The organism is Rathayibacter sp. AY1E3 (assembly GCF_002932235.1).
Classification (GTDB): Bacteria; Actinomycetota; Actinomycetes; order Actinomycetales; family Microbacteriaceae; genus Rathayibacter.
The window spans coordinates 234072-258499 of sequence record NZ_PSVN01000001.1; the positions used below are offsets into that span (position 1 = coordinate 234072).

Below are 24428 nucleotides of genomic sequence, written 5' to 3' on the forward strand. Positions count from 1 at the left end.
CCGCAGCTCCGGGACGGGCGTACCGTGGGCGGGATGCAGCGCTTCGGGATCGGGCTGGCGGCCGTGGGCCGGCCGGCGTACATCACGGCAGGGCGCGACGACGACCTCGGCCCTGCGGCCGAGCGGAGCGTCGACGCGTTGCGGGAGCGCACGCACCTGCTGCTCGACGCGGCGTGGGACGCCGGCGTCCGCTTCCTCGACGCCGCGCGCTCCTACGGGCGGGCGGAGGAGTTCCTCGGCGGCTGGCTCGCCCGGCACCCCGAGCGGCGGGCGGCGCTCACGATCGAGTCGAAGTGGGGCTACGAGTACGTCGGCGGGTGGGCGATGGATGCGCCGGTGCACGAGCGCAAGGAGCACTCGGCCGCGATGCTCGACCGCCAGTGGCCGCTCACGCTCGACGCGCTCGGCTCGGCGCCCGACTCCTACCTCGTCCACTCGATCACTCCCGAGAGCCCGGCCCTCACCGACCGCCCGCTGCTGGACCGACTGCGCGGCCTCGCCGGCTCCGGAGTGCGCGTCGGCCTCTCCACCAGCGGACCCGAGCAGGCGCGCGTGATCGAGCTCGCCCGCGCGATCCCGGAGTCGCCGTTCAGCGCGGTCCAGAGCACCTGGAACCCGCTCGAGCAGTCCGCGGGCCGGGCGCTCGCCGCCGCGCACGACGACGGCTGGCTGGTGGTGGTCAAGGAGGCCCTCGCCAACGGGAGGCTCGTGGCGCACCCGATCGAGCACGCCGGCGCCGCGCCGGACGCCGTCGCCCTGGGGGCCGTCCTCGCGCAGCCCTGGGCCGACGTCGTGCTGAGCGGCGCGGCGACTCCGGAGCAGCTGCGGGCCAACCTGCGCGCGCAGCCCCGGGAGCTCCCGGACCTCCCGGCGCTCGCCGTGGATCCGGCCCGCTACTGGGCCGAGCGCTCCGCTCTCGACTGGACCTGAGAGCACTCGAACGAAGTGAGGCGTGCGCTCCGGCGCCGCACGGGATGGCGTTCCTCTCAGCGCCCCGTCTGCCCTCTCTGCGAGGGCTGGCGCGCGGATCGGCCCTCGTGATATCCCCCGAGGGGATCCGCCCCGGCCCGCCACCCCTCTTCGAGTGCGGGCGAATCGAGCTTCCGATTCTCAGGCGATCCGCAGGTTACGGGCGGGGTGACGGCAGTGCTAGAGGAAGCGGGGAGCGCGGGCTTAACGGGGGGTGACGCATCGGCGGGCTATGCCGGGGAGGCCGGACGGCCGTGGTCCGAGGGGTCGATCCGGATGGCGCACTCGAGGAGCTCGGCGCTCCTCCACAGGGCGCGGATCAGCGCGGGCATCCCCGGGAGCGATCGTCACGATCCCGAGCCCTCAGGACTCGGAGCCCCGGCGGACCCGCAGCCGCGTCTCCTCGAGGTCGAGCAGCGACTGGGCGTCGCGGAGGATGCGCTGCGGGTAGGCGCGGCGCGAGCGCGCGTCCAGCAGCGCCTCCCGCTCGGCCGCGACCACGGCGAGGCGCAGCGCCCGGTAGAGGCGGTGCGGAGTGTCCGCGACCGACCGCTCCGTGCCGCGCGAGCGCTCCCAGGCGGCCTCGGAGCGGAGGAACGACGTCTGGCGCACCCGCTCCAGGACGTCCGGAGCGACGCCGTCGGCGCCCTCGACGGCGTCGCCCGGGTGCTCCAGCACCGAGAGGCCCTTCTCGGTGATCTCGTCGAGCAGACCCGCGAGCGCGCGCTGGTCCTCGGGCACGTCGATCCCGCGGATGCCCAGCGCCCGGATCAGCAGCGGCAGCGTGCTTCCCTGGATCAGCAGGGTCGCGACGGCCACGGTGAAGGCGATCAGCACGAGCTGCGGGCGGTACGGGATGTCCTCGGGCAGCGACTGCGCGGCCGCGAGGGTCACCACTCCGCGCATCCCGGACCAGCCGAGCACCAGACCGCCGCGCCAGCCGATGCCGTTGCGGCTGAAGTGCCGGTAGTCGCTGCGCCGCAGCAGGTAGCGCCGCTTCGCTCGGCCGCGCTCCTCCTTCGGCAGCTCCTGCGCCTCGGGCGACTCGAGCAGCTCCTTCTGCTCGCGGGCCCGGCGCTCGGCCCGACGGGTCTGCCAGCGCTCGCCGAGGAGGACCGGCCCGACCCAGAGGAAGCGCACGACGATCAGCCCGACCACCGCGATCAGCCCGATCCCGACCGCTCCGGGCACGGAGAGGCGCGCGCTGTCGGCGTCGTGGATCAGCGAGCGGATCTCGAGCCCGATCAGCAGGAACACGCCGTTCTCGAGCAGGAACTGCACGGTCCGCCAGTTGACCCGGTCGTTCACCCGCGACTGGGCGGTGAAGGCGCGGGAGGAGGCGTGCCCGGTGTGCAGGCCCGCGACGACCACGGCGAGCACGCCCGAGGCGCCCAGGCCCTCAGCGGGGATGAACGCGACGAAGGGGACGATGAAGGAGAGGACGGTGTTGAGCACCGGGTCCTCGAGCCGCGAGCGGACGAAGACGGTGACGACGCTGGCCACGAACCCGACCACGACGGCCACGACGACCGCGTAGAGGAAGTCGCCGATCGCGGCCCACGGCGTCGCGAGCGTCCCCGCGGCGGCGGCGAGGGCCGAGCGGAGGAGGACCAGCGCGGTCGCGTCGTTGATCAGCCCCTCGCCCTCGAGCAGGGTGAGCAGCCGCGGCGGGAGGCCGAGCCGCCGGCCGACCGAGGTCGCGGCGACGGCGTCGGGCGGGCTGATGATCGCGCCCACGGCGATCGCCAGGCCCAGCCCGAGCTCGGGGAGGAGGAGGAAGAGGAGCGCGCCGACGCCGGCCGCCGAGATCAGCACCAGCACGACCGACAGGCCGGTGATGGTGGTGAGGTTCCGGCGGAAGTCGATGAACGGGACGCTGAGCGCCGCCGCGTAGAGCAGCGGCGGCAGCACGCCGTCGAGCACCCACTCGTGCGGGACGACCACCTCCGGCACCCCGGGGATGTACGAGAGGCCGACGCCGGCGAGCACGAGGACGATCGGGGCGGCGACGCCGAGGCGCCGCGAGAAGACGGCGACCGCGACGAGGACCGAGACGCCGACGATCGCGGCGATGCCCAGCTCCATCAGCGGAGGCTCTCGAGGGCGCAGAAGGGCATGGTCTCGTCTCCAGGGGGTGGCGGGCGATCGCCCGGGACGAGTCTGCGCCTCTCGGCGGATGCGGGGCAGGGGGTTGCGAGCACCCGGCGTCCCGCGCCGGGGTCAGCCGTCGTCGCGAGCGGCGCGGCGGTCGAGCAGGCGGGCGAGTCCGAGGAGGAGCGCCATGGCGCCGAGCGCCGCGACGGCCAGGGCGAGCGCGGCGCCGGGCTCGAGCGTGATCCCGCGCTCGACGACCTGCGCGCGCAGCACCGGGTCGGCCGAGACGACGAGCAGGCCGATCGAGGCGGCGGCGAGGACGAGTCCGTAGAGGACGGCGCCGACGCGGATCCGCGTCGGCGTCCGGCGCGGTGGTGCCGGAGTCGGCGCCCGGTGTGGAGTCCTGGACGCGGATCGACCCGCCCTCCTGGGCGATGCGGACCACGAACGGCTCGGCCTCGGGATCGCCGAAGGTCTGCGTCCACAGCTGACGGCCGTCGGCGGTGCGGACCTCGCGGGGCGCGTCGATCGCGCCTCCGTCGGCGTCCAGAACGAGGAGCTCGGTGTCCTCCGTGGTCGCCTCGAGGCGGACCGCCGTTCCCGCCATCGTGGCGACGGACACGTGCCCGTAGCCGATCCAGAGGTCCAGCGGCTCGCCGGAGGTCTCGTAGCCGGGTGCGACCGTGACGCGCAGGTCGCTCGCCGCGAGCGTCGCGTAGCGGCCGGGAGCGGCGCTCGAGAAGCCGTAGGTGCCCAGCACGGGGAGCAGCTCGCGGTCGGTTGGCAGCACGGCGGCGCAGGCGGCCGTGACCAGCGCGACCGTCGCGAGGGCGATCAGCGCGATCGCGCGCCTCCGGAACAGGCCGGCGAGCACGATCACCACGGCGAGCACGAGCGCGGCCGAGGCGGCTCCGACGACGAGGGCCGTCGGCCCGGAGGCGGTGAGCGAGACCAGTGCGCCGGTCAGTGCGGCGGCGCCCAGGGCGAGCAGCGTGAGGCTCGCCCGCAGCCGGGGGTTCGCGGCGCGTCGGAGGCGCTGGCGCTCCAGGCGCGCGGCGGTGACGGCGGCGGCGGCGACTCGCGCCTCCTCCGCCCGGGCGCGGGCCGTCTCGCGGGCCGACGCGCTCTGCTGGGCGCGGAACGCCTCCCGCTCGGCCCGCCAGGCCTCCTGGCGCTCGCGCCACTCGGCGACGGCCTCGGGGGACGAGGGGCGCTCGTCCTGCAGCCCGGGGTCGGGTGCGGGGTAGGCCGGAGCGGAGGGCGCGGGGTAGGCAAGCGTCGCGGGGGGGTGTGCGGACGGGGAGCCCTGGGCCGGGTGAGCGGCCGCGTCGTCCGATCGCCGGCTCCGCCGCACGATCCAGACCACGAAGGCCACGATCAGCCCGAGCACCACGAGCGACCACAGCGTCCGCCCGGTCGCGGGCGCCCAGGGCATCGCCCCGGTGTACGCGCCGCCGAGCGACCAGAAGCCCTGCGCCACCGGCAGCATCGAGGCGAGCACGAGGACGCCGATCCCGGCGTGCACCCGGTCGAGCGAGCCGCGGAGCAGCCGCTCCACCGGCAGGGCGCCGTCCTGGTCGGGCAGCAGCAGCCAGGCCGCGGCGTAGAGGAGGAGCGCGGGCCCGCCCAGCACCGCGACGACGAGCACGATCCCGCGCACGATCAGCGGGTCGATGCCGAGCCGGTCGGCGATCCCCGCGCAGACGCCGCCGATCCAGCCGGGACGGCGGGGCAGGTCGAGGCCTCGCAGCCAGAGCACGAAGCGGTTCTCGGGCGCGGGGGGCGGATCGGCCGGGCCGGGGGCTCCCGGGCCGGGGCTCTCGGGGCCGGCGCTGTCCGGGCCGGGGCTGTCGGGGCCGGCGGCTCCGGGATCCGTCCCGATCGGCGTCGTCGCTGTGCCTTCCGCGTCCGTGCCGTCCGGCTCCGCGGAGCCCGGCGGGGTCGTGCTCTGTCCTGTCATGCTGCGAGTCTCCCGTGCGCCCCACGGCCCGGACCATCGGGGGAACCCCTGATCCGACCCCGAGAGCACCCCCGATCGTGCGGCCGACCTGTTTGGATGCAGGGGTGAGCACAGTCCCCGGCACCGCCGTCCGCCCCCCGCTGCAGCGGCCGCGGACGATGCTGCTCGGTGGAGTGTGCACCGCGGTCGCCGACCACCTCGGCTGGAGCGTGCGGAGGACCCGCCTCCTGGCCGTCCTCACGACCGCGCTCGGCGGGGGCGGCGCGCTCCTCTACCTCTGGCTCTGGGCCCTGGTGCCCCTCGCGCCGCTCGACTCGCGCGACGCGGATCCGGCCGTCCGCCGCTCCGCTCCCGTGGCCGGCCTGCTGACCCTCGCCGCCGCCGTCGCGGCGCTCGCCGTGCTGATCACCGTCGACAGCGGCGACGACGCCGACATCACGCGCGCGCTCGTCGCCGTCGGCCTGCTCGCGGGAGGAGCCGTCGGCTGGAGCCTCGGGCTCGACCACGGCGACGCCGTCCGCCCCGCCCGGTACGGCTCCGCAGTGCGCCTCGCCTCCTGCGCGCTGCTGGTGCTCGCCGGAGCGGCCGTGCTCACCGGCCGCCCGAGCGCCCTCAACGCGGTCCTCGCCGTGGGCGTGCTGCTGATCGCCGCCGGCGTGCTGGCCGCGCCCCGGGTGGTGACCCTCTGGTCCGAGCTGATGGGCGAGCGCGCCGCCCGCGTGCGCGAGGAGCAGCGGGCCGAGATCGCCGCGCACCTGCACGACTCCGTGCTGCAGACCCTCGCTCTCATCCAGAACCGCGCCGGAGCCTCGAGCGAGGTCGCCCGCATCGCCCGCGCCCAGGAGCGGGAGCTGCGCGACTGGCTGTTCGAGCGCGACGTCCCGGTCGCCAACGACCTGGCCGCCGAGGTCCGGGCGATCGCCGCCGCCGTCGAGCTCGACTACCCCGTGCACCTCGAGGTGGTGGCCGTCGGAGCGTCCGTCCCCGGCGCCGCCGCGCTCCTCGCCGCGACCCGCGAGGCCGTGCTGAACGCGGCCCGGCACGCGGGCGGCGACGTCTCGGTGTACCTCGAGTCCTCCGTGCAGGGCGTCGACGTGTTCGTGCGCGACCGCGGCCCCGGCGTCGTCCTCGACGAGGTGCCCGGCGACCGCCTCGGCATCCGCGAGTCGATCATCGGCCGGATGGCGCGCGCGGGCGGCAGCGCGACCGTGCGCCCCGGAGTCGGCGGCACCGGCACCGAGGTGCATCTGCGGCTCCCCGCGGAGGTCGAGCGGTGACCCGCGTGCTGCTGGTCGACGACCACTCCATCTTCCGCTCCGGCCTGCGGGCCGACCTCGCCCCCGAGCTCGAGGTCGTCGGGGAGGCGGCCGACGTCGACTCCGCCGTCGGCCTGGTCGCCTCGCTCGCGCCCGAGGTGGTGCTGCTCGACGTGCACCTGCCGGGCGGTGCGGGCGGAGGCGGGGCCGAGGTGCTGCGGCGCAGCGCCGGGTCGTCATCGCGCTTCCTGGCGTTGAGCGTCTCGGACGCCGCGGAGGACGTGGTCGGCGTGATCCGCGCCGGTGCCCGCGGCTACATCACCAAGGCCAGCTCCGGAGCCGAGGTCAGCCGGGCCGTGCTCGCGGTGGCGGGCGGGGACGCCGTGTTCTCGCCGCGCCTGGCCGGCTTCGTGCTCGACGCCTTCGGGGCGCTGGCGGGCGAGCAGGCGGAGTCGGTGGACGAGCTCGACCGGCTCTCGGCCCGCGAACGCGAGGTGATGCGCCTGATCGCCCGCGGCTACGCCTACAAGGAGGCGGCCGCCGAGCTCTTCATCTCGGTCAAGACGGTCGAGTCCCACGTCTCCGCCGTCCTCCGCAAGCTGCAGCTCTCCTCCCGCTACGAGCTCACCGCCTGGGCCTCCGCGCGCCGCCTGCTCTGAGGCGCGCGCGAGCAGTCAACCCCGTCCCTCCTCCCGCTCCTGCCGTCCGACACTGTCGGGACACGACAGGAAAGGACGACCCGATGGTGACCACCACCCCCGCTCTCCCGACCCTGGCCGAGCTCCTCCGCGACTCCCGGCCCGTGTCGCAGCTCTACGTCGACCTCGCGATCGACTCCGGGAATCCGCCGGACATCTCGCTCGAGCGCGCCACGTCCCTCGGAGACGAGCTCGCCCGCCAGGGTGCGCCCCAGGCCGACATCCAGGCCCTCACCGCTCTGCTCGAGGGGGCCGGGCGCCCCCAGGGCGGCTGCTGCCTCTTCGCGGTCGCCGTGGACGGGAGGGTCGTGCTGAACGAGGTGCTGCCGGATCGGCCGGTCGCGCCCGAGGGCGTCTCCTACAGCCCGCTCCCGGACATCGTGCCGCTGCTGCAGCACCGGCCCGACCTGCGCGTCCTCGTCGTCGAGACCTCGCGGGACGGCGGCGAGATCCGCCTGCACCGCCTGGGCGCGCAGCGACCCGAGGCCGAGCAGGCCGTGCAGGGCCGCACCGACACCCTCCACAAGGCGCAGGCCGGCGGCTGGCGGCACGACCGGTTCCACCACCACGCGGAGGAGATCTGGCGGCGCACACAGGCCGAGCTCGCCGCCGCGGTGGACGAGCTCGTGCGCGTGCACCGGCCGCGCCTGCTGGTCGTCGCGGGGGACATCCACGCCCGGCAGCTGCTCGCGCAGCAGCTCTCGCCGAGCAGCGCCGCGATCCTGGCCGTCGAGCCCGTGAACACGCGGGCCGCCGGCAGCGAGGAGGGGGCGCTGGAGCGGTTCGTCGACGAGCAGCTCGACCGGATCCTGCTGCGCGAGAAGGAGGACGTGCTCGACGCCCTGCGCACCGGGGAGCCGCGCCGCATCATCGAGTACTCGCTCGGCGCGATCGTCACGGCGCTGGCCTCGGCGCAGGTCGAGACGCTGGTGCTCGACCCCGGCCGGCTGCGCGAGCGCGCTCTGCTGGCGCTCGCCGCGGAGCCGTGGGTCGCGTCGGCCCCGGAGGAGGCGCTGGGCGCCGAGGTGATCGACTCCGTCGACGCCGCCCTCGCGCTGGCCCGCGCCGCCGTGCTCACGGACGCGCGCGTGCTCGTCACCGACTCCCGCACCGCTCCGGAGGGGGCCGACGTGGTGACGCTGCCGCACGACGCCGACGCCGCGGCGATCCTCCGCTGGCGCACCGGCCCGCCGGTCCCGGGGGCCTGAGCGGCGGGTCCCCGAGCGTGGCAGGGCCCGGCCCCGATCCTGTGATCGGTCCCGGGCCCTGTCCGGCCTCACGCCTGCTGGTCGTCCTCGCCCTCGGCGGCCGCGCGGCGGCGCGCTCCGAGTCCGAGCGCGGTGGCGCCCGCGGCCAGGAGCGCGGTGGCGCCCGCGATCAGGCCGACGCTCTCGACTCCGGTCGAGGCCAGCCCGCCGCCCGAGCCGCCGACGGGCAGCGGGGTGGGAGTGCCGGTCGGCGCGGTCGTGGGCATCGGGGATGGAGCAACGGTGGGCGCCGCAGTCGGCCCGGCGGTCGGTGCCGTGGTGGGAGTCGCCGTGGGCGCGGTGGTCGGCGGGGTCGTCGGTGCCGTGGTCGGCCCGGCGGTCGGCGTCGGAGTCGGCGCCACCACCTGCGACGCCGGCAGGATCTGCACGATGGTCGGACGCGGTGCCGCCACCGCTCCCGCCGCCGTCGATCCGTAGTCCGGGAAGAACGAGGTCGGCGCCTCGAAGGTGCCCTCCTCGCCCGGGTGCTGCACCGCCACGAACACGTGCTGGTCGAGGTCGTGGACGATCGGTCCGCAGGTCTCGGCGTCGCGGGGCACCGAGAGGAACTGCTCCACCCTGCCGCGCGTCGCGCCCTCGAGCGCGACCTTGAAGAGCCCGTCGTTGTAGCCGATGCCGCTCGGGGCGCCGTCGGTCGAGATCCAGAGGTTCCCGACCGAGTCGAAGGCCAGGTTGTCCGGGCACGAGATCGGTGAGACCTGGTCCGCCGGGAAGCCGGAGAAGTAGACGACGTCGCCCTGCGCCTGGTCGCCGCAGAGCATCAGCAGGTTCCAGGTGAAGGTGCGGCCGGTCTGGTCGCCGCCGTCCTCGATGATCTCGACGATGTGGCCGTCGCGGTTCTCGGTGCGCGGGTTGACCTCGGTCGCGCCCTCCTTGGCGCCCTCGGTGCCGCGGGCGGAGTTGTTGGTGCAGGCCACGTAGATCCGGCCGCTGACCAGGCTGGGCTGCACGTCCTCGCAGCGGTCCATCTTGGTCGCGCCCGCGGCGTCCGCCGCCTGGCGGGTGTGCACGAGCACCTCGGCGACGCTCATCCCGGCGATCGTCGAGGCGCCGTTCAGCACCAGGGGCAGCCACTCGCCGATGCCGTCGAAGCCGCCGTCCGAGGGGACCGCCCCGGTGCCGGTGATCTCGGCGACGGGGGAGTCGCCGGTGAAGCGGGCGACGTAGAGGTCGCCCTCCTCCAGCAGGGTCTTGTTGTGGGCGCGGTCGCCCTCGATGTAGCGCTTCGTCGAGACGAACTTGTAGAGGTAGTCGAAGCGCTCGTCGTCCCCCTGGTACGCGACCACGCGGCCGTCCGGGGCGATGATGACGTTCGCGCCCTCGTGCTTGAGCCGGCCGAGCGCCGTGTGCTTCTTCGGCGTGGAGTCGGGGTCGAAGGGGTCGAACTCGACGATCCAGCCGAAGCGGTTCGGCTCGTTCTCGTAGCCCGGGGTGCGGGCGTCGAAGCGGGGGTCGTCGAGCTCCCAGAGGCGCGAGGTCTCGGAGTCGGCGAGGCCGTAGCGCTTCTCGGCGTCGCTCGTGCCGACGGCGCGGAAGTAGCCGTTGAAGTTCTCCTCGCCCGAGAGGATCGTGCCCCACGGCGTCGTGCCCCCGGAGCAGTTGCCGAGCGTGCCGAGCACGGTGCGGCCCTCGGGGTCGGCGACCGTCTTCAGCAGGTCGGTGCCGGCGGCGGCGCCGGTCACCTCGTAGGGGGTGTCGAGCAGGTAGCGGCGGTTGCGCTCGCCCCCGCGGACGTAGGCCCACGGGCGGTCGACCGCGGTGCGGACCAGCTCGACGACGCTGAGGCCGTGGGCGGCGCGGCCGACGGCGCGCACGCGCTCCGGCTCCGCCTCGAGCTGCGCGGCCGGGAACATGATGCTCTCGTTCGTGTACTCGTGGTTCACGACGAGCAGGGCGCGGAGGCGCTTCGAGCCCGGGATCTCGACGATGTCGGTGTAGTCGTTGTTGTAGCCGAACTGCGCGGCCTGGGCGGCCTCCGTCTGGTCGGCGATGTCGAAGGCGGGGCTGTCGGCGAAGAGCGGGTCGCCCCAGCGGATGATCGGCTGCCAGGCGAAGCCCTCGGGGACGGTGAACCGGTCGACCGTGTACGGCACCGGAGCGATGGGAGTGAAGGCGAGCGGCGAGCCGTCGGCCGCGGTCGCCACGGCCGCCTCGGCGGTGGGCGCTCCTCCGGCGGAGGCGACGGCGACGGTGACCGCGCCGGCCAGGCCGAGGCCGAGGGCGCTGCGGCGGGAGAGCTGCGACGAGACGATGTCGCGGAAGTAGCTGTTGTGCGACGTGTTGCAGGTCGCGGTGGAGCAGGCGTTGGCGCACTTCAGCGCGCAGGTGACGGGGCTGCGCTTGCCGCGCACGTGGCCGGTCATCGGGAGGAGGAGCGGGCGGCGGGCGGTGTCTGACATGGAGGTCCTTCGATCACGAGCAGGAGACGCGATCGAGGCAAGCAGGGGGAGGGGGCGCCGATGCCGCCGGGTGGAGGCTCCTCCCTGAACGGAACGTGAACGTTCTCACAAGAAGGTGAGGCTCACCTTCCCTCCCGGCGGCCCTCCGAGCGCGCCTCCAGGACCGCCCCGACGTTCCCCGCGATCCATTCGACGACCGGCAGCAGACGCTCCGCCAGCTCCGCTCCCAGCTGCGTCAACCGGTACTCGACGTGCGGCGGGACGACCGGCCGCGCCTCGCGGTGCACGAAGCCGTCCTCCTCCAGGATCCGCAGCGTCTGGGCGAGCATCTTCTCGCTGATCCCGCCGATCCGGCGGCGCAGAGCGCCCCAGCGCAGCGTGCCCGGAGCGAGCGCCGCGAGCACCAGGACGCCCCACTTGCTGGTGACGTGGCCGAAGACCTCGCGGCTCGGGCAGTCGGCGGAGTAGACGTCCCCGGCGAGCAGGGGGGAGTCGGCGATCGTCATGGGGTGCTCCTCGGGACAGGGGTGGTGACTGTACTAACGAAATAGTGGGTACTGCATTCCGGGAAGCAGGAGGAGGATGCGCCGGTTGCACCCTCCTGGCGGCGGACCCCGCCCGCCCCACCCGTCAGGAAGGACCCCTCATGACCCTCGTCGTCACCGGAGCCACCGGCCACCTCGGCCGTCTCGCCGTCGAGCACCTGCTCGCCCGCGGCACCGCCGCCTCCGACATCGTCGCCACCGGCCGCGACGCCGCGAAGCTCGAGGCGCTCGCCGCCGACCTCGGCGTCCGCACCGCCGTCGCGGACTTCGACGACCCCGCCTCGCTCGACGCCGCCTTCTCCGGCGCCGAGGCCGTCCTCCTCGTCTCGGGCTCCGAGGTCGGCAGGCGCGTCGCACAGCACACCGCCGCGATCGACGCCGCCGTCCGCGCCGGCGCGCGCCTGGTCTACACGAGCGCCCCGAAGGCGACCACGAGCGCGCTCATCCTCGCCCCCGAGCACAAGGCCACGGAGGAGGCGATCGCCGCCAGCGGCGTCCCCGCTGTCATCCTCCGCAACGGCTGGTACAACGAGAACTACGAGCAGACCGTCGCCGAGCTCGCCTCCACCGGCAGCACCCTCTCGAGCGCCGGCGAGGGCCGCGTCGCCAGCGCCGCGCGCACCGACTACGCCGAGGCCGCAGCGGTCGCCCTGACCGACCCGTCCCTGGTCGGCACCGTGCACGAGCTCTCCGGCGACACCGCCTGGAGCTTCGACGAGCTGGCCGCGATCGTCGCCGAGGTCGCCGGACGCGACGCCGCGATCAGCCACGTCTCCTCCGACGAGCACGCCCGCGTCCTCACCGGCGCCGGCGTCCCCGAGGGCGGAGTCGGCTTCGTCGTCGGCCTCGACGCGAACATCGCCGATGGCCTCCTCGGCGGGACCGACGGCTCGCTCGCCCGCCTGATCGGGCGGCCGACCACGCCGATCCGCGCGTACGTCGAGGAGCAGCTCGGGCGCTGACGCTCCGGCGTCCCCGTCGGCCACCGTCCGGCTCGCAGGAGCAGTCCGCCCCCGCGAGCCGGACGGTGGCGCGCCCGGCCCTCCCGCGGCTCCGCGCCGGGCACTCCCGTCCGCGGCTCCGCGCCCGCCCTCCGCGGCTCCGCGCTCGACCCGCCGCACCTCGCGCCACCGTGTCGGCGCCCCGACGTAGGCTGTCCGCCATGACCTCGACGACGCCTCGCTCCGGTATCGACCGCTCCGAACTCGACCCCGCGACGCGCCCGCAGGACGACCTCTACCGGCACGTCAACGGGCTCTGGATCGACCGCACCGAGATCCCCGCCGACAAGGCGCGCTACGGCTCCTTCCACGTGCTCCAGGAGGAGGCGGAGAAGGCCGTGCGCGACATCATCGTCGAGGCGCAGACCGCGCAGCACGGCACCGAGGAGCGACTGTTCGGCGACCTCTACGCCTCCTTCATGGACGAGGAGCGGGCCGAGGAGCTCGGCGCCGCCCCGATCGCCGACGACCTCGCCGCCGTGCAGCGGGTCGACTCGATCCCCGGCCTGCTCCGCGCGGTCGGCGCCTTCGAGCGCACCGGCGTCCCCGGGCTCTTCGGCCTCTTCGTCGACAACGACCCGGGCAGCCCCGAGCGCTACCTCGTCTTCGTCAACCAGGGCGGCCTCGGCCTGCCGGACGAGAGCTACTACCGCGAGGAGGAGTTCGCCTCCGTCCGCGAGGCCTACACGCCGTTCGTCGCGCGGATGCTGGCGCTGGCCGGCATCGACGCCGCCGAGGCCCGCGCCGAGCGCATCGTCGCCCTCGAGACCGACCTGGCCGCCGCGCACTGGGACAAGGTCCGCAGCCGCGATAGCCAGGCGACCTACAACCTCCGCTCCTGGTCCGAGGTCGAGGAGCTCGCCGCGGGCGTCGACCTCGGCGTCTGGCTCACCGCGATGGGCGCTCCGGAGGGGGCGCTCGCCGAGGTGGTCGTCCGCCAGCCGAGCTTCCTCCAGGGTCTCGCGGGCCTGCTCACCGAGGACCGGCTCCCGGCCTGGCGCGACTGGCTGTCCTGGCAGGTGATCCGCGGAGCCGCGGCCTACCTGTCCAGCGGCTTCGTCGACGCCAACTTCGACTTCTACGGCCGCACCCTCACCGGCACCCCGCAGAAGCGGGAGCGCTGGAAGCGCGCCGTCTCGCTCGTCGAGGGCTCGCTCGGCGAGGCGGTCGGCCGCACCTACGTCGCCCGCCACTTCCCCGAGACGGCGAAGGCCGCGATGGACGTGCTGGTCGCGAACCTCATCGAGGCGTACCGCCGCTCCATCGTCGACCTGGAGTGGATGAGCCCCGCCACCCGCGAGCGCGCGCTCGAGAAGCTCGCGAAGTTCACGCCCAAGATCGGCTACCCGGTGCGCTGGCGCGACTACTCCGCCCTCTCGATCGACCCGGCCGACCTGCTCGGCAACGCCCGCCGCGTGGCCGAGTTCGAGTTCGCCCGCGAGCTCGGCAAGATCGGCCGCCCGCTCGACCGCGACGAGTGGTTCATGACCCCGCAGACGATCAACGCGTACTACAACCCGGGCTTCAACGAGATCGTCTTCCCGGCCGCGATCCTGCAGTTCCCCTTCTTCGACGAGGCCCGCGACCCCGCCGCGAACTACGGAGCGATCGGCGCCGTCATCGGTCACGAGATCGGCCACGGCTTCGACGACCAGGGCTCGCGCTTCGACGGCGACGGCCGCCTCACCGACTGGTGGACCGAGGAGGACCGGGCCGCGTTCGAGGAGCGGACGAAGGCGCTCATCGCGCAGTACGACGCGCTCGCTCCCGCGACCACGCCCGGGCACCACGTGAACGGCGCCCTGACCATCGGCGAGAACATCGGCGACCTCGGCGGTCTCGGCATCGCCTGGAAGGCGTACCTGCTCTCGCTGGACGGCGAGGAGCCGCCCGTCGTGGACGGCCTGACCGGCGCCGAGCGCTTCTTCCTCTCCTGGGCGCAGGCCTGGCAGCAGAAGTCGCGCGACGAGGAGACGATCCGCCTCCTCGCCATCGATCCGCACGCTCCGGCCGAGTTCCGCTGCAACCAGATCGTCCGGAACATCGACGAGTTCTACGCTACTTTTGACGTCTCCGAAGGCGACGCCCTCTGGCTCTCCCCGAGCGAGCGCGTCACCATCTGGTAGTCGCCGCCGACCACCTCCGCACCACGGACGAGGAGCCCCGGGCATCGAGAGCCGACCGATGCAGCGGGGTCGTCCGCCGATCGCGCGTCCTGCCGGCGCGTGAGGACCCAGGTCCCCCCTCCGCACGACCGCACTCCCGACCCGTAGAGGGGCCGTACCCGTGGTGATCCCCACCAGCGAGACCCGCCGTGAGAGCCGACGCAACCGCCGGGGGCGCCACAAGGGTGGCGGCGACCGCGAGAACTTCCAGCGCGGCTTCGACGCCCTCGGTCGTCTCGCGATCGACGGGGTCGTCGTCTCGGCGCGCGCCGTCGACCTGGCGACCGGCCGCACCCTGTTCGCGGTCGACGACTCCGTCTCGATGCCCACCGCCTCCCTCGGCACCGTCGTGCTGCTGATCGAGGTCGCCGCCCGGCTGGCGAACGAGCCGCAGGAGAACCTGCGCCTGGTCGACCGGACCGCGGCGGACGCGGTCTCGGGCTCCGGGCTCTGGCAGCACCTCCAGGTGCCGTCGATGCCGATCGCCGACCTCGCCGCCCTCGTCGGGGCCTCGAGCGACAACCTCGCGACCAACGTCCTGCTGCGCCGCGTCGGCCTCGATGCCGTGCGCGAGCGGGCGGAGGCGCTCGGCCTCTCCCGCACCGCCCTGCTCGACGTCGTGCGCGATGAGCGCGGCCCGGACGACGCGCCGCAGCTCTCGATCGGCTCCGCCCGCGAGCTGACCTGGCTGCTCGCCACCCTCGCGAACGGCGAGATCGTGGACGCCGCCGTGAGCTCGCGGGTGATCGGCTGGCTCTCGCTCGGCACCGACCTCTCGATGGTCGCCGCCTCGTTCGGGCTCGACCCGCTCGCGCACCGGCACCCCGACCACGGGGTCCTGCTCGTCAACGCGACCGGCACCGACGTCGGCGTCCGCGCCGAGGCCGGCGTCCTCCGCGGCCCACGTGCCGGAGTCGCCTACGCGGTCGCCACCCAGTTCGACGACACGACCCTGCACTACCGCCTCGCGGTGCTGGAGGGAATGCGCACCCTCGGAGCCGACCTGCTCGAGTACGTGCACTGACGGCTGCCCGGGCGGAGGCTCCTCCGGAGCGGGCCGACCCCGCGGGGCCCCTCGGGTGCCCCGTCAAGTCCGTGACCGCCTCCGGGGGCGCGACCTAGGCTGCCCGCAGCGGCGCCGCCTCCCGGGCGCACCGCGGAGAGGGAACCATGAGCAGCTTCGGCTTCGACGCCCCCGAGGACGTCACCGACACCACCCGCCCCGACGGCGACTCCCTGCCGGTCCCGCCGGAGGACCCGGCCGAGATCGACGACCCCGAGTCGATCGACGAGGCGCTCGACCAGGGCGCCGACGCCCGCCTCGGCGACGACCAGGACCCGCCGGAGCACCCCTTCATCCCGTCGCCCAGCTGATCGGCCGGCCGGGCGCCCCAGCGGCGCCCAGCCTTGTCCGACCTGGCTGCTCCTCCGAGCCGACTACTCCTTCGACCCCGGCTTCAGGCGGTTCGCGAGGCGCTTGATCGGGTGGGCGGGCTCGCGCTCCGCCGGATCCTCGACCTCGAGGCCGTAGAACGTGCCGATGTCGCCGACGAACGCCTTGCGGCGGGCCTTGTCGTACGCGCGGATCTCGCGTCGGAAGGCGATCACCGTCGCGACGCACATCAGGATCATCACGGCGCTGAACGGCAGGGCCGAGAGGATCGCCGCGGTCTGCAGGGCGTCGAGGCCGCCGGCGATCAGGAGCGACAGGGCGAGCAGCGCGGTCGCGACGGCGAAGAACACGCGGATGCGGTTGCGCGGCTCCGGCTCGCCGCCGGTCGCGATCATCGACATCACGAGCGCTCCGGAGTCGGCGGAGGTCACGAAGAAGACGCCGATCAGGAGGATCGCGCCGATCGTCAGCACCGAGCCCGCGGGCAGTCCCTGCAGCATCGAGAAGAGCGCCAGGTTGGTGTCGACCGAGCCGTCGGCGCCGACGAGGCCGCCGTCGCCGTAGAGCTCCCGGTAGATGGCCGTGCCGCCGAGGACGCTGAACCAGAGGAAGGTCATGATCGTCGGCACGAGCAGCACGCCGCCGACGAACTCGCGGACCGTCCGGCCCTTCGAGACGCGGGCGATGAAGATGCCGACGAACGGCGCCCACGACATCCACCAGCCCCAGTAGAACGTGGTCCACGAGGCCTGCCACTGCTCGCCCTCGCGCCCGGCGTAGGCGCTGACCGTGAAGGTCAGGCCGATGAAGTTCTGCAGGTAGTTGCCGAGCGACTGCACGAACTCGCGGAGGAGGAACTGGGTCGGGCCGGCGACGAGCACGAAGACGAGGAGCGCGGCGGCGAGTAGCAGGTTGCCGGTCGAGAGCCACTTCATGCCCTTGCCCACGCCCGAGATCAGCGAGAAGACGGTCAGGCCCGTGACCACGGCGATGACCACGATCTGCACGGTGAGCGACGACTCCACGATGCCGCTCGCCTCCAGTCCCGCTGAGATCTGGGTGACGCCCAGGCCGAGCGAGGTCGCGACTCCGAACATGGTGCCGACCAGGGCGACCACGTCGATCGCGTTGCCCCAGCCGCCGCGGACCCGGCGGCCCAGCAGCGGCTCCAGCGCCCAGCGGATCGACACCGGCCGCTTGCGGCGGTGGATCGCGTACGCGAGGGCGAGGCCGACCACCACGTAGATGGACCAGGCGTGGACGCCCCAGTGCAGGTAGGTCTGCGAGATCGCGCTCTGCGCGAGCTGCGTCTCGGTGCCGGTGACGCCCGGGCGCGGAGTGGCGAAGTGGGTGAGCGGCTCCGCGACGCCGTAGAAGACGAGGCCGATGCCCATGCCGGCGGCGAAGAGGAGCGAGATCCAGGCGAGCATCGAGAACTCGGGCTCGTCGTCGTCGGCGCCGAGCTTGATGTCGCCGAAGCGGCTCACGCCCATCCAGATGGCGAAGGCCACGAAGACCGCGGCGATCAGCACGTAGTACCAGCTGAACGTGTTGACGACGGTGGTCTGCAGCGTCGAGAACACGGAGGTCGCGGCGTCGGGCGCGAGGATCGCGAAGGCCGCGATCGACAGCGTCAGGACGGCGGCGGGCCAGAAGACCCACCGCGCGAGGCTGTGCGGAGGGGCGGTCGTGCCCGCGGTGGCGGGGGCGGTGTCCGGGGAGGACGGGTGCTCGGACATGGGGTCCTCTCGTCGGCGGCAACCGTCCACGGTACACGGGGGCCCGTCGGCGGCCCCGGCCGGGGGAGCCGGGCTGGCATGATCCGGCCCCGGTGCGGGAGGCTGGACCCGTGCAGTTCAGAGTCTTCACCGAACCCCAGCAGGGCGCGAGCTACGAGGACCTCCTCGCCGTCGCGCAGGCCGCCGAGAGCCTCGGCTACGACGGCTTCTTCCGCTCCGACCACTACCTCCGGATGGGAGACGGCGACCCCGGTGTTGGCCCGTCCGACGCGTGGACGACGCTCGCCGGCCTCGCCCGCGAGACCGAGCGGATCGCGCTCGGCACCCTCGTCTCCTCCGTCACCTACCGGCCGCCGGGGATCCTCGCGATCCAGGTCGCCCAGGTCGACGCGATGTCCGGGGGCCGTGCCGAGCTCGGCCTCGGCACCGGCTGGTTCGAGCAGGAGCACGCCGCGTACGGCATCCCCTTCCCTCCGCGCCGCTTCGACCTCCTCGAGGAGCAGCTCGAGATCGTGACCGGCCTGTGGTCGACGCCGGTCGGCGAGCGCTACTCCTTCGCCGGCGAGCACTACACGCTGACCGACTCCCCGGCCCTGCCCAAGCCCGCCCGCCTGCCGCTGCCGGTGATCGTCGGTGGCGGCGGCCCCAAGCGGACCCCGGCGCTCGCGGCGCGGTTCGCGAGCGAGTTCAACCTGCCCTTCCCCGAGTTCGACGCGATCCCGGGGGCCTTCGAGCGCGTCGACGAGGCGTGCCGGGCGATCGGGCGCGAGCCCTCGTCGCTCGTGCACTCGGTCGCGCTGATCGCGGTCGGCGGAGGCGACGAGGCGGAGTTCACGCGCCGTGCCGCGGCGATCGGCCGCGAGCCCGCCGAGCTGCGCGAGCACGGAGTGGCCGGCGGCGTCGACGAGGCGGTCGACCGCCTCGAGTCCCTCCGCGAGGCCGGCTGCGAGCGCGTCTACCTGCAGTTCATGGACCTGCAGGACCTCGACCACCTCGACTTCTTCGCCCGGGAGGTCCTGCCGCGCCTGTCGGCGTAGGGCGGGCGCCGCTGCTGACTCTGCTCCGACCGTCCAGAAGTCGTCGCACTCGCGCTCGACTGCGACGACTCCTGGCTTCTCGCGGTCCCCGTCCTCGTGCCCCCGCGCCGAGTGCGACGACTCCTGGGCACTCGCGGGCTGCGGGCAGCGCGCTCCGGGCCGCGCGCCCGGGCGTCCGCCCGCGCCGCGGCCTACGCTGGAGGGATGGCGGACACGATCGAGCGCGCGGACGAGCGCCTGGCGACCCGCTCGGCGGCCGAGGTCCCGTGGATCGTGCTGGTCTGGGACGATCCGGTCAACCTGATGTCGTACGTCTCGTACGTCTTCCGCAGCTACTTCGGCTTCGGCCGGGCCGAGGCGGAGCGGCTGATGCTGCAGGTGCACACCGAGGGGCGCGCGGTCGTCGCGACCGGCAACCGCGAGGAGATGGAGCGGCACGTGGAGGCGATGCACGGCTACGGCCTGTGGGCGACGCTGCAGAAGGCCGACGCGTGAGCGCCGCGCTGCGCCCCGCGGCCGCGGAGACCGGAGAGCACCCCGCTCGAGGCATCCGAGGACTCGGCTGATGCGCGCGTTCCGCCGCGACTCCTCCGGAGCGGCCGTCGCCCGTTTCGACCGCGAGGAGGCCGGGATCCTCCGCCACCTGGCGGGCGAGATGCTCGAGCTGCTCGACCGCGGGGCGTCCTCGGAGGAGGCCCGCTCCGATCCGGCGCTCGCGCGCCTCCTGCCCGACGCCTACCGCGACGACGCCGAGGCGGCCGATGAGTTCCGCCGCTTCACCGCTCCGGACCTCGCCGCCCGCAAGATGGACGACGCCCGCGCCGTCACGGCGGCCCTCGACGCCGGCGACGGCACGAGTCACGGCCGGATCTTCGAGGGGCTGGGCGAGGTCGCGGTCCGTCTCGAGGAGCCGCAGGCGATCGCCTGGCTCCGCGCACTGACCGACATGCGGCTCGCTCTGGCCGTGCGGCTCGGCATCGACGACACCGACGACGTCGTCCCGGAGGAGGGGAGCGCGGCCGCGATTCGCAGCGTCTACGACTGGCTGGGCGGCGTGCAGGACGGACTCGTCCGCGCCGTCGACGTGTGATCCACTCGTCCCTCTAGCGATTCCACAGCTGTGGACAACCCTGTGGAAAGGTGTGGAGAACCGGCTCCGGGAGCACCTCCGAACGGCGGAGCGCCGGGCGCGGGGGTGTGGAAACGCGTAGCGTCCACCCTGTGAACACTCCGAGCACCGCCGACGCACAGCGCACCGCCGACGACATCCAGGACTCCCGGGCGGTGCGGACCCTCGCGCGCGGCGGCTTCGCGGCGAACGGCCTCGTCCACCTCCTGATCGGAGTGATCGCCCTCGGCGTGGCCCGCGGCGGCGGAGGCGAGGCCGACCAGAGCGGTGCTCTCGGCGCCCTCGCGGCGCAGCCCGGCGGTCTGGTGATCCTCTGGATCTGCACGGTCGGCCTCTTCGGCCTGGCGCTCTGGGGGCTGCTCGAGGCGTTCCTCGTCCGCCCGCGCGAGAGCGCCCTGAAGACCTGGGGCAGCCGGCTGAAGGAGGCGGGCAAGGCCGTCGTCTACGGCGCCCTCGGCGTGACGGCGCTGAAGTTCGCGACGGGCGGCGGGTCGAGCTCGTCCGAGTCGTCCGAGAGCGCGAGCGCGCAGGTGCTCTCGGCGCCGGGCGGAGTCGTGCTGCTCGTGATCGCGGGACTGGCCGTCCTCGCGGTCGGCGGCGTCTTCGTGTACCGCGGAGCGAGCAGGAAGTTCCTCGAGAACGTCGCGGAGCCGGGCGGTACGGCGGGCACCGTCGTCACCGTGCTCGGCGTCGCCGGCTACGTCGCCAAGGGCGTGGTCCTCGGCGCTCTCGGCGTGCTGCTGATCGTCGCCGCCGTCACCCATGATCCGGAGCAGGCGGGCGGGCTCGACGAGGCGCTGAAGTCGCTCGTGGAGCTGCCGGCGGGCGTGTTCCTCCTCGGCTTCGTCGCCGTCGGGCTCATCGCCTACGGGCTCTTCTGCTTCGCCCGCGCGCGCTGGCCGCGCCTGTGATGCCGGGTGGCGGATCCGCTCCATACCTGTCACCCCCCTTCCGCGCAACTGGTCCCGCCGTCCCGGAGTCGGTGACACGCTGAGGCCTGTGAGTGCTGGAGGCGAGGACGTGACCGGAGGACGGGTGCGTCCGCCGCTGACGCAGGACGCCGCCCGTCTGCTGGCCCGCTCCGCCACGGGGGACGCCTCCGCTCTGGGAGAGCTCGTCGACCGCTTCGGCGGCCTCGTCTCGGCGTGCGTCGGCACGGTCCAGGCCGACCCGGCCGGCCGCGACCGGCTCTGCACCGACGTCTTCACCGCCGTCTGGCGCCGCGCCCGCGAGGGCGCCCGCTCGCCGGAGCCCGTGCTCTGGGTGCTCGAGGTCCTCTGCGAGACCCTCGGGTCCGCGCACGAGCTCGCCCGGCGTCCGCTCGGCAGCGGCCTGCTCGCCCTCGACTGCCCGGACCGCGAGCTCCTGCTGCTGGCTGCGGCCGGCGGCTTCTCGCAGGCCGAGATCTCGGCGCTGACCGGGATCGACGAGTTCCGGCTGCGCTCGATCCTCCGGAACGCGCTCGAGGCGCTCCAGGGTCGCGACAGCGATCTTCTGACGGCCTGACCGCCGGAGCCGTCGCGGGAGTAAAGTTGAGTCCGTCGAACTCAACTTTCGAGCTACGGAGGAGACCACCATCATGCAGGCCGGTCGGATGCCCCAGCAGGACGAGAAGTCCGCACTCGAGCAGTACGGCGTCAACCTGACCGCCATCGCGGCGAGCGGCAAGCTCGACCCGGTGATCGGGAGGGATGCCGAGATCCGGCGCGTCAGCCAGGTGCTCACGCGCCGCACCAAGAACAACCCCGTCCTCATCGGCGAGCCCGGCGTCGGCAAGACCGCCGTCGTCGAGGGGCTCGCGCAGCGGATCGTCGCGGGCGACGTCGCCGAGAGCCTCAAGGGCAAGCAGCTCGTCAGCCTCGACCTCTCGGCCCTGATCGCCGGAGCGAAGTACCGCGGCGAGTTCGAGGAGCGGCTGAAGGCCGTGCTCCAGGAGATCGAGGAGTCCGACGGCCGGATCATCACCTTCATCGACGAGCTGCACACACTGATGGGCGCGGGTGGAGGCGAGGGGTCGGTGGCGGCCGCGAACATGCTCAAGCCCATGCTGGCGCGCGGCGAGCTGCGGATGATCGGCGCGACGACGCTCGACGAGTACCGCCAGTACATCGAGAAGGACGCCGCTCTCGAGCGCCGCTTCCAGCAGGTCTTCGTCGGCGAGCCGACCGTCGAGGACACCGTGGCGATCCTCCGCGGGCTGAAGGAGCGCTACGAGGCGCACCACAAGGTGGCGATCGCCGACTCCGCACTGGTCGCCGCCGCGTCGCTCTCGAACCGCTACATCACCTCCCGCCAGCTGCCGGACAAGGCGATCGACCTGATCGACGAGGCCGCGTCGCGGCTGCGCATGGAGATCGACTCCGCTCCCGTCGAGATCGACGAGCTGCGCCGCTCCGTGGACCGGCTGAGGCTCGAGGAGCTGGCGCTGAAGAAGGAGAAGGACGAGGCCTCGAAGGCACGGCTGGAGAAGCTGCGCGAGGACCTGGCCCGCCGCGGCGCCCAGCTCGAGGAGCTGCAGGAGCGCTGGGAGCGCGAGCGCGCCTCCCTCAACCGCGTCGGCGAGCTCAAGAACCGGCTCGACGCCCTGCGGATCGCCGCCGAGCGGGCGCAGCGCGAGGGGAAGCTCGAGCGCGCGTCGAAGCTGCTCTACGGCGACATCCCGGTGATCGAGCGCGAGCTCGCGGCCGCCGAGGCGGAGGAGGAGCCGGCCGAGGGCCGCATGGTCAACGAGCAGGTGACGGCCGACGACATCGCCGCGGTGATCGCCGCCTGGACGGGGATCCCCGTCGGGCGCCTCCTGCAGGGCGAGACCGAGAAGCTGCTGCACCTCGAGACCGAGCTGCACCGCCGACTGATCGGCCAGGACGAGGCGGTGTCGGCCGTCGCGGACGCGGTCCGCCGCACCCGCGCGGGCATCTCCGACCCCGACCGGCCGACCGGCTCCTTCCTCTTCCTCGGGCCGACCGGCGTCGGCAAGACCGAGCTGGCGAAGGCGCTCGCCGACCACCTCTTCGACGACGAGAAGGCGATGGTCCGCATCGACATGTCGGAGTACGGCGAGAAGTTCGCCGTCTCGCGGCTGGTCGGCGCCCCTCCCGGCTACATCGGCTACGAGCAGGGCGGCCAGCTCACGGAGGCGGTCCGCCGCCGCCCGTACTCGGTGGTGCTCCTCGACGAGATCGAGAAGGCGCACCCCGAGGTGTTCGACGTCCTGCTCCAGGTGCTCGACGACGGCCGGCTCACCGACGGCCAGGGGCGGACGGTCGACTTCCGCAACACGATCCTCATCCTCACCTCCAACCTGGGGTCGCAGTTCCTCGTGGACCCGGCGCTGTCACGGCCGCAGAAGGAGGAGGCGGTCCAGCAAATGGTGCGCCAGGCCTTCAAGCCCGAGTTCGTGAACCGGCTCGACGACATCGTGATCTTCGACGCGCTCGACCGCACCGAGCTCGGCGAGATCGTGTCGCTGTACGTCGACCGGCTGTCGAGGAGGCTCTCGGAGCGACGGCTCGACCTGGCGGTGACGCCCGCGGCCCGCGGGTGGCTGGCCGAGCGCGGCTACGACCCGCAGTACGGCGCGCGGCCGCTGCGCCGGCTGATGCAGCGGGCGATCGACGACCAGCTGGCCACGGCGCTGCTCGGCGGCACGGTGCGCGACGGGGACGTGGTGCTGGTGGACGTGGCGCCGGACGGCGAGAGCCTGTCGGTGACGGCGGGGATGCCCGCGTCGGACTGACCGGGGTGCTCGACCCCTGTCGCGAGTCCGCAGAGGTCGCGGTGGTCGCGGTCGACGCCGACGTCTAGGGGGACGGGAAGGAGCGCGCCGGCGGTGACGGGAGGTCCCTCCACAGGGCGCTCGCGGGCGGTACTCGTCCACAGTGGCGGGATCCGCGGGCGGCGCGTCCGGCGGGCTCCGTATCGTCGGCGGCATGTCCTTCGAAACGCCCGGCCCCCGCATGGCCGACCTCCCTCCCGAGGAGCGGCCGAGGGAGCGCCTCCGCGCCTACGGACCGGAAGCGCTCACCGACGCCGAGACCCTCGCCGTGCTCATCGGGGCCGGCGTCCGCGGCGCCAACGCGACCGTCGTCGCGCAGCGCCTCCTCGCGCGCTTCGGTGGCATCGACGCCGTCGCCCGGGCCGGGGTGGACGATCTGATGCGGCACCGCGGAGTCGGCGAGGTCGCCGCCTGCCGCCTGGTCGCCTCCTTCGAGCTGCGGCGGAGGATGAACCGCGCCTCGCGCGCCGCCCGGGTGACCGACGCCGCCGGCCTGGCCGGGCTCGTCGCTCCGCTGCTGGCCGCCCGGCCGGTCGAGACCGTGCTGGCGGTGGCGCTCGCCGAGTCCGGAGCCGTCCGCGACGTCCTGACGCTGGCCGACGGAGCCCCGGCGCACGCCGAGATCCCCGTCGCCGCCGTGCTCGCCGAGGTGCTGGCGCGCGGCGCGGCGGGCATCGGCCTGGCGCACAGCCACGCGGGCGAGGCCGTGGTGCTCCCCTCCGACCGTGCGGCGACGCGGGCGATAGCCGACGGGGCAGAGGCGTGCGGCCTGCGGTTCCTCGCGCACGTCGTGATCGGGCGCGACGGCTGGGCGGAGGCGCAGCCGTGACGCGGCGCAGGGCTGCTGCGGGGCCCCTCCGTTCCGGCAGGACGCCTCCCGCCCGGCGCCGGACCGCCCCCGGCCGCGCCCCGGCTCTCCACCTGGGCCGCGTCGGCGCGCGTTCGTGCAAGCCCCCGCCTCTCCGGCGCCCGCGGCCGGTCGCGGGCGTACCGTGGACGC

20 protein-coding genes and 1 pseudogene are annotated in these 24428 nt (G+C 74.1%); 15 read left to right on the plus strand and 6 right to left on the minus strand.

Annotated elements, in window-relative coordinates; all coding sequences use genetic code 11:
• The first annotated feature begins 33 nt into the window (after positions 1-33).
• A complete protein-coding gene (locus C5C53_RS01185; RefSeq protein ID WP_104266630.1) occupies positions 34-930 on the plus strand; it encodes an aldo/keto reductase in 897 nt (298 codons plus the stop codon).
• A 402-nt stretch (positions 931-1332) separates the two neighbouring features.
• Here C5C53_RS01185 and C5C53_RS01190 read toward each other — a convergent pair whose 3' ends face one another.
• The 3 genes and pseudogenes from C5C53_RS01190 to C5C53_RS17585 all read right to left on the minus strand — a co-directional run.
• On the minus strand, positions 1333-3054 hold the full coding sequence (locus C5C53_RS01190; RefSeq protein WP_104266588.1) for a sodium:proton antiporter: 1722 nt from the start codon (positions 3052-3054) through the stop codon (positions 1333-1335).
• Between the two features lie 135 nt (positions 3055-3189).
• Entirely contained in the window at positions 3190-3336 is a 147-nt protein-coding gene (locus C5C53_RS16950; RefSeq protein WP_181127689.1) for a hypothetical protein, read from the minus strand.
• A gap of 1315 nt (positions 3337-4651) precedes the next feature.
• Positions 4652-5023: pseudogene (locus C5C53_RS17585) on the minus strand (PspC domain-containing protein); the annotation flags it as partial.
• 104 nt (positions 5024-5127) lie between these two features.
• On the opposite strand from C5C53_RS17585, the gene C5C53_RS01205 reads away from it, so the two are divergent.
• The 3 genes from C5C53_RS01205 (at position 5128) to C5C53_RS01215 (ending at position 8185) form a co-directional block, all read left to right on the plus strand.
• Complete coding sequence (locus C5C53_RS01205) at positions 5128-6300, plus strand: sensor histidine kinase (RefSeq protein WP_104266590.1); 1173 nt, start codon at positions 5128-5130, stop codon at positions 6298-6300.
• Complete coding sequence (locus tag C5C53_RS01210; RefSeq protein WP_104225749.1) at positions 6297-6938, plus strand: response regulator transcription factor; 642 nt, start codon at positions 6297-6299, stop codon at positions 6936-6938. Before C5C53_RS01205 ends, C5C53_RS01210 begins: the two co-directional genes overlap by 4 nt.
• An 83-nt stretch (positions 6939-7021) precedes the next feature.
• Positions 7022-8185, plus strand: a complete 1164-nt coding sequence (locus C5C53_RS01215) for a Vms1/Ankzf1 family peptidyl-tRNA hydrolase (protein ID WP_104266591.1) — start codon at positions 7022-7024, stop codon at positions 8183-8185.
• 68 nt (positions 8186-8253) lie between these two features.
• Here C5C53_RS01215 and C5C53_RS01220 read toward each other — a convergent pair whose 3' ends face one another.
• A complete protein-coding gene (locus C5C53_RS01220; RefSeq protein WP_104266592.1) occupies positions 8254-10644 on the minus strand; it encodes a PhoX family phosphatase in 2391 nt (796 codons plus the stop codon).
• Positions 10645-10766: 122 nt separating this feature from the next.
• On the minus strand, positions 10767-11150 hold the full coding sequence (locus tag C5C53_RS01225) for a helix-turn-helix domain-containing protein (RefSeq protein ID WP_104266593.1): 384 nt from the start codon (positions 11148-11150) through the stop codon (positions 10767-10769).
• A gap of 140 nt (positions 11151-11290) precedes the next feature.
• On the opposite strand from C5C53_RS01225, the gene C5C53_RS01230 reads away from it, so the two are divergent.
• The 4 genes from C5C53_RS01230 (at position 11291) to C5C53_RS01245 (ending at position 15729) form a co-directional block, all read left to right on the plus strand.
• Complete coding sequence (locus C5C53_RS01230) at positions 11291-12151, plus strand: NmrA family NAD(P)-binding protein (RefSeq protein WP_104258186.1); 861 nt, start codon at positions 11291-11293, stop codon at positions 12149-12151.
• Between the two features lie 200 nt (positions 12152-12351).
• Complete coding sequence (locus tag C5C53_RS01235) at positions 12352-14316, plus strand: M13 family metallopeptidase (protein ID WP_104222834.1); 1965 nt, start codon at positions 12352-12354, stop codon at positions 14314-14316.
• A 160-nt stretch (positions 14317-14476) separates the two neighbouring features.
• Positions 14477-15379 carry a serine hydrolase gene (locus tag C5C53_RS01240; protein WP_104222833.1) on the plus strand — a complete coding sequence of 301 codons (903 nt, stop codon included), beginning with the start codon at positions 14477-14479 and terminating at the stop codon, positions 15377-15379.
• A 146-nt stretch (positions 15380-15525) separates the two neighbouring features.
• Positions 15526-15729, plus strand: a complete 204-nt coding sequence (locus tag C5C53_RS01245; protein WP_104222832.1) for a hypothetical protein — start codon at positions 15526-15528, stop codon at positions 15727-15729.
• Positions 15730-15792: 63 nt separating this feature from the next.
• On the opposite strand, the gene C5C53_RS01250 is transcribed toward C5C53_RS01245, so the two are convergent.
• The gene (locus C5C53_RS01250) at positions 15793-17487 is read right to left on the minus strand and encodes a BCCT family transporter (protein ID WP_104266594.1); all 1695 of its coding nucleotides are present in this window, start codon (positions 17485-17487) and stop codon (positions 15793-15795) included.
• A 110-nt stretch (positions 17488-17597) separates the two neighbouring features.
• Here C5C53_RS01250 and C5C53_RS01255 point away from each other — a divergent pair, with 110 nt between their 5' ends.
• The 7 genes from C5C53_RS01255 to C5C53_RS01285 all read left to right on the plus strand — a co-directional run bounded on the left by C5C53_RS01255 (position 17598) and on the right by C5C53_RS01285 (position 24257).
• A complete protein-coding gene (locus tag C5C53_RS01255) occupies positions 17598-18524 on the plus strand; it encodes an LLM class F420-dependent oxidoreductase (protein ID WP_104222830.1) in 927 nt (308 codons plus the stop codon).
• 204 nt (positions 18525-18728) lie between these two features.
• Complete coding sequence (gene clpS / locus C5C53_RS01260; RefSeq protein WP_104222829.1) at positions 18729-19019, plus strand: ATP-dependent Clp protease adapter ClpS; 291 nt, start codon at positions 18729-18731, stop codon at positions 19017-19019.
• A 70-nt stretch (positions 19020-19089) separates the two neighbouring features.
• Positions 19090-19614: a DUF2017 domain-containing protein gene (locus C5C53_RS01265; RefSeq protein WP_104225742.1), complete on the plus strand. Its 525-nt coding sequence runs from the start codon at positions 19090-19092 to the stop codon at positions 19612-19614.
• Positions 19615-19745: 131 nt separating this feature from the next.
• Positions 19746-20564, plus strand: coding sequence for a DUF1206 domain-containing protein (locus C5C53_RS01270; protein ID WP_104266595.1), 819 nt, complete (start codon positions 19746-19748; stop codon positions 20562-20564).
• 109 nt (positions 20565-20673) lie between these two features.
• Positions 20674-21159 (plus strand): RNA polymerase sigma factor, encoded by a 486-nt coding sequence (locus C5C53_RS01275; RefSeq protein ID WP_104266596.1) that lies wholly within the window; start codon positions 20674-20676, stop codon positions 21157-21159.
• A gap of 88 nt (positions 21160-21247) precedes the next feature.
• On the plus strand, positions 21248-23389 hold the full coding sequence (locus tag C5C53_RS01280; protein ID WP_374952925.1) for an ATP-dependent Clp protease ATP-binding subunit: 2142 nt from the start codon (positions 21248-21250) through the stop codon (positions 23387-23389).
• A 193-nt stretch (positions 23390-23582) separates the two neighbouring features.
• On the plus strand, positions 23583-24257 hold the full coding sequence (locus C5C53_RS01285; protein WP_104266597.1) for a RadC family protein: 675 nt from the start codon (positions 23583-23585) through the stop codon (positions 24255-24257).
• The last annotated feature ends 171 nt before the right edge of the window (positions 24258-24428 follow it).

Excerpts from the sequence above, each read along its gene's own strand:
- C5C53_RS01185 (WP_104266630.1), top strand. The coding sequence starts at position 34 with ATGCAGCGCTTCGGGATCGGGCTGGCGGCCGTGGGCCGGCCGGCGTAC.
- C5C53_RS01190 (WP_104266588.1), bottom strand. The coding sequence starts at position 3,054 with ATGGAGCTGGGCATCGCCGCGATCGTCGGCGTCTCGGTCCTCGTCGCG.
- C5C53_RS01215 (WP_104266591.1), top strand. The coding sequence starts at position 7,022 with ATGGTGACCACCACCCCCGCTCTCCCGACCCTGGCCGAGCTCCTCCGC.
- C5C53_RS01220 (WP_104266592.1), bottom strand. The coding sequence starts at position 10,644 with ATGTCAGACACCGCCCGCCGCCCGCTCCTCCTCCCGATGACCGGCCAC.
- C5C53_RS01225 (WP_104266593.1), bottom strand. The coding sequence starts at position 11,150 with ATGACGATCGCCGACTCCCCCCTGCTCGCCGGGGACGTCTACTCCGCC.
- C5C53_RS01230 (WP_104258186.1), top strand. The coding sequence starts at position 11,291 with ATGACCCTCGTCGTCACCGGAGCCACCGGCCACCTCGGCCGTCTCGCC.
- C5C53_RS01235 (WP_104222834.1), top strand. The coding sequence starts at position 12,352 with ATGACCTCGACGACGCCTCGCTCCGGTATCGACCGCTCCGAACTCGAC.
- C5C53_RS01245 (WP_104222832.1), top strand. The coding sequence starts at position 15,526 with ATGAGCAGCTTCGGCTTCGACGCCCCCGAGGACGTCACCGACACCACC.
- C5C53_RS01250 (WP_104266594.1), bottom strand. The coding sequence starts at position 17,487 with ATGTCCGAGCACCCGTCCTCCCCGGACACCGCCCCCGCCACCGCGGGC.
- clpS (WP_104222829.1), top strand. The coding sequence starts at position 18,729 with ATGGCGGACACGATCGAGCGCGCGGACGAGCGCCTGGCGACCCGCTCG.
- C5C53_RS01265 (WP_104225742.1), top strand. The coding sequence starts at position 19,090 with ATGCGCGCGTTCCGCCGCGACTCCTCCGGAGCGGCCGTCGCCCGTTTC.
- C5C53_RS01280 (WP_374952925.1), top strand. The coding sequence starts at position 21,248 with ATGCCCCAGCAGGACGAGAAGTCCGCACTCGAGCAGTACGGCGTCAAC.
- C5C53_RS01285 (WP_104266597.1), top strand. The coding sequence starts at position 23,583 with ATGTCCTTCGAAACGCCCGGCCCCCGCATGGCCGACCTCCCTCCCGAG.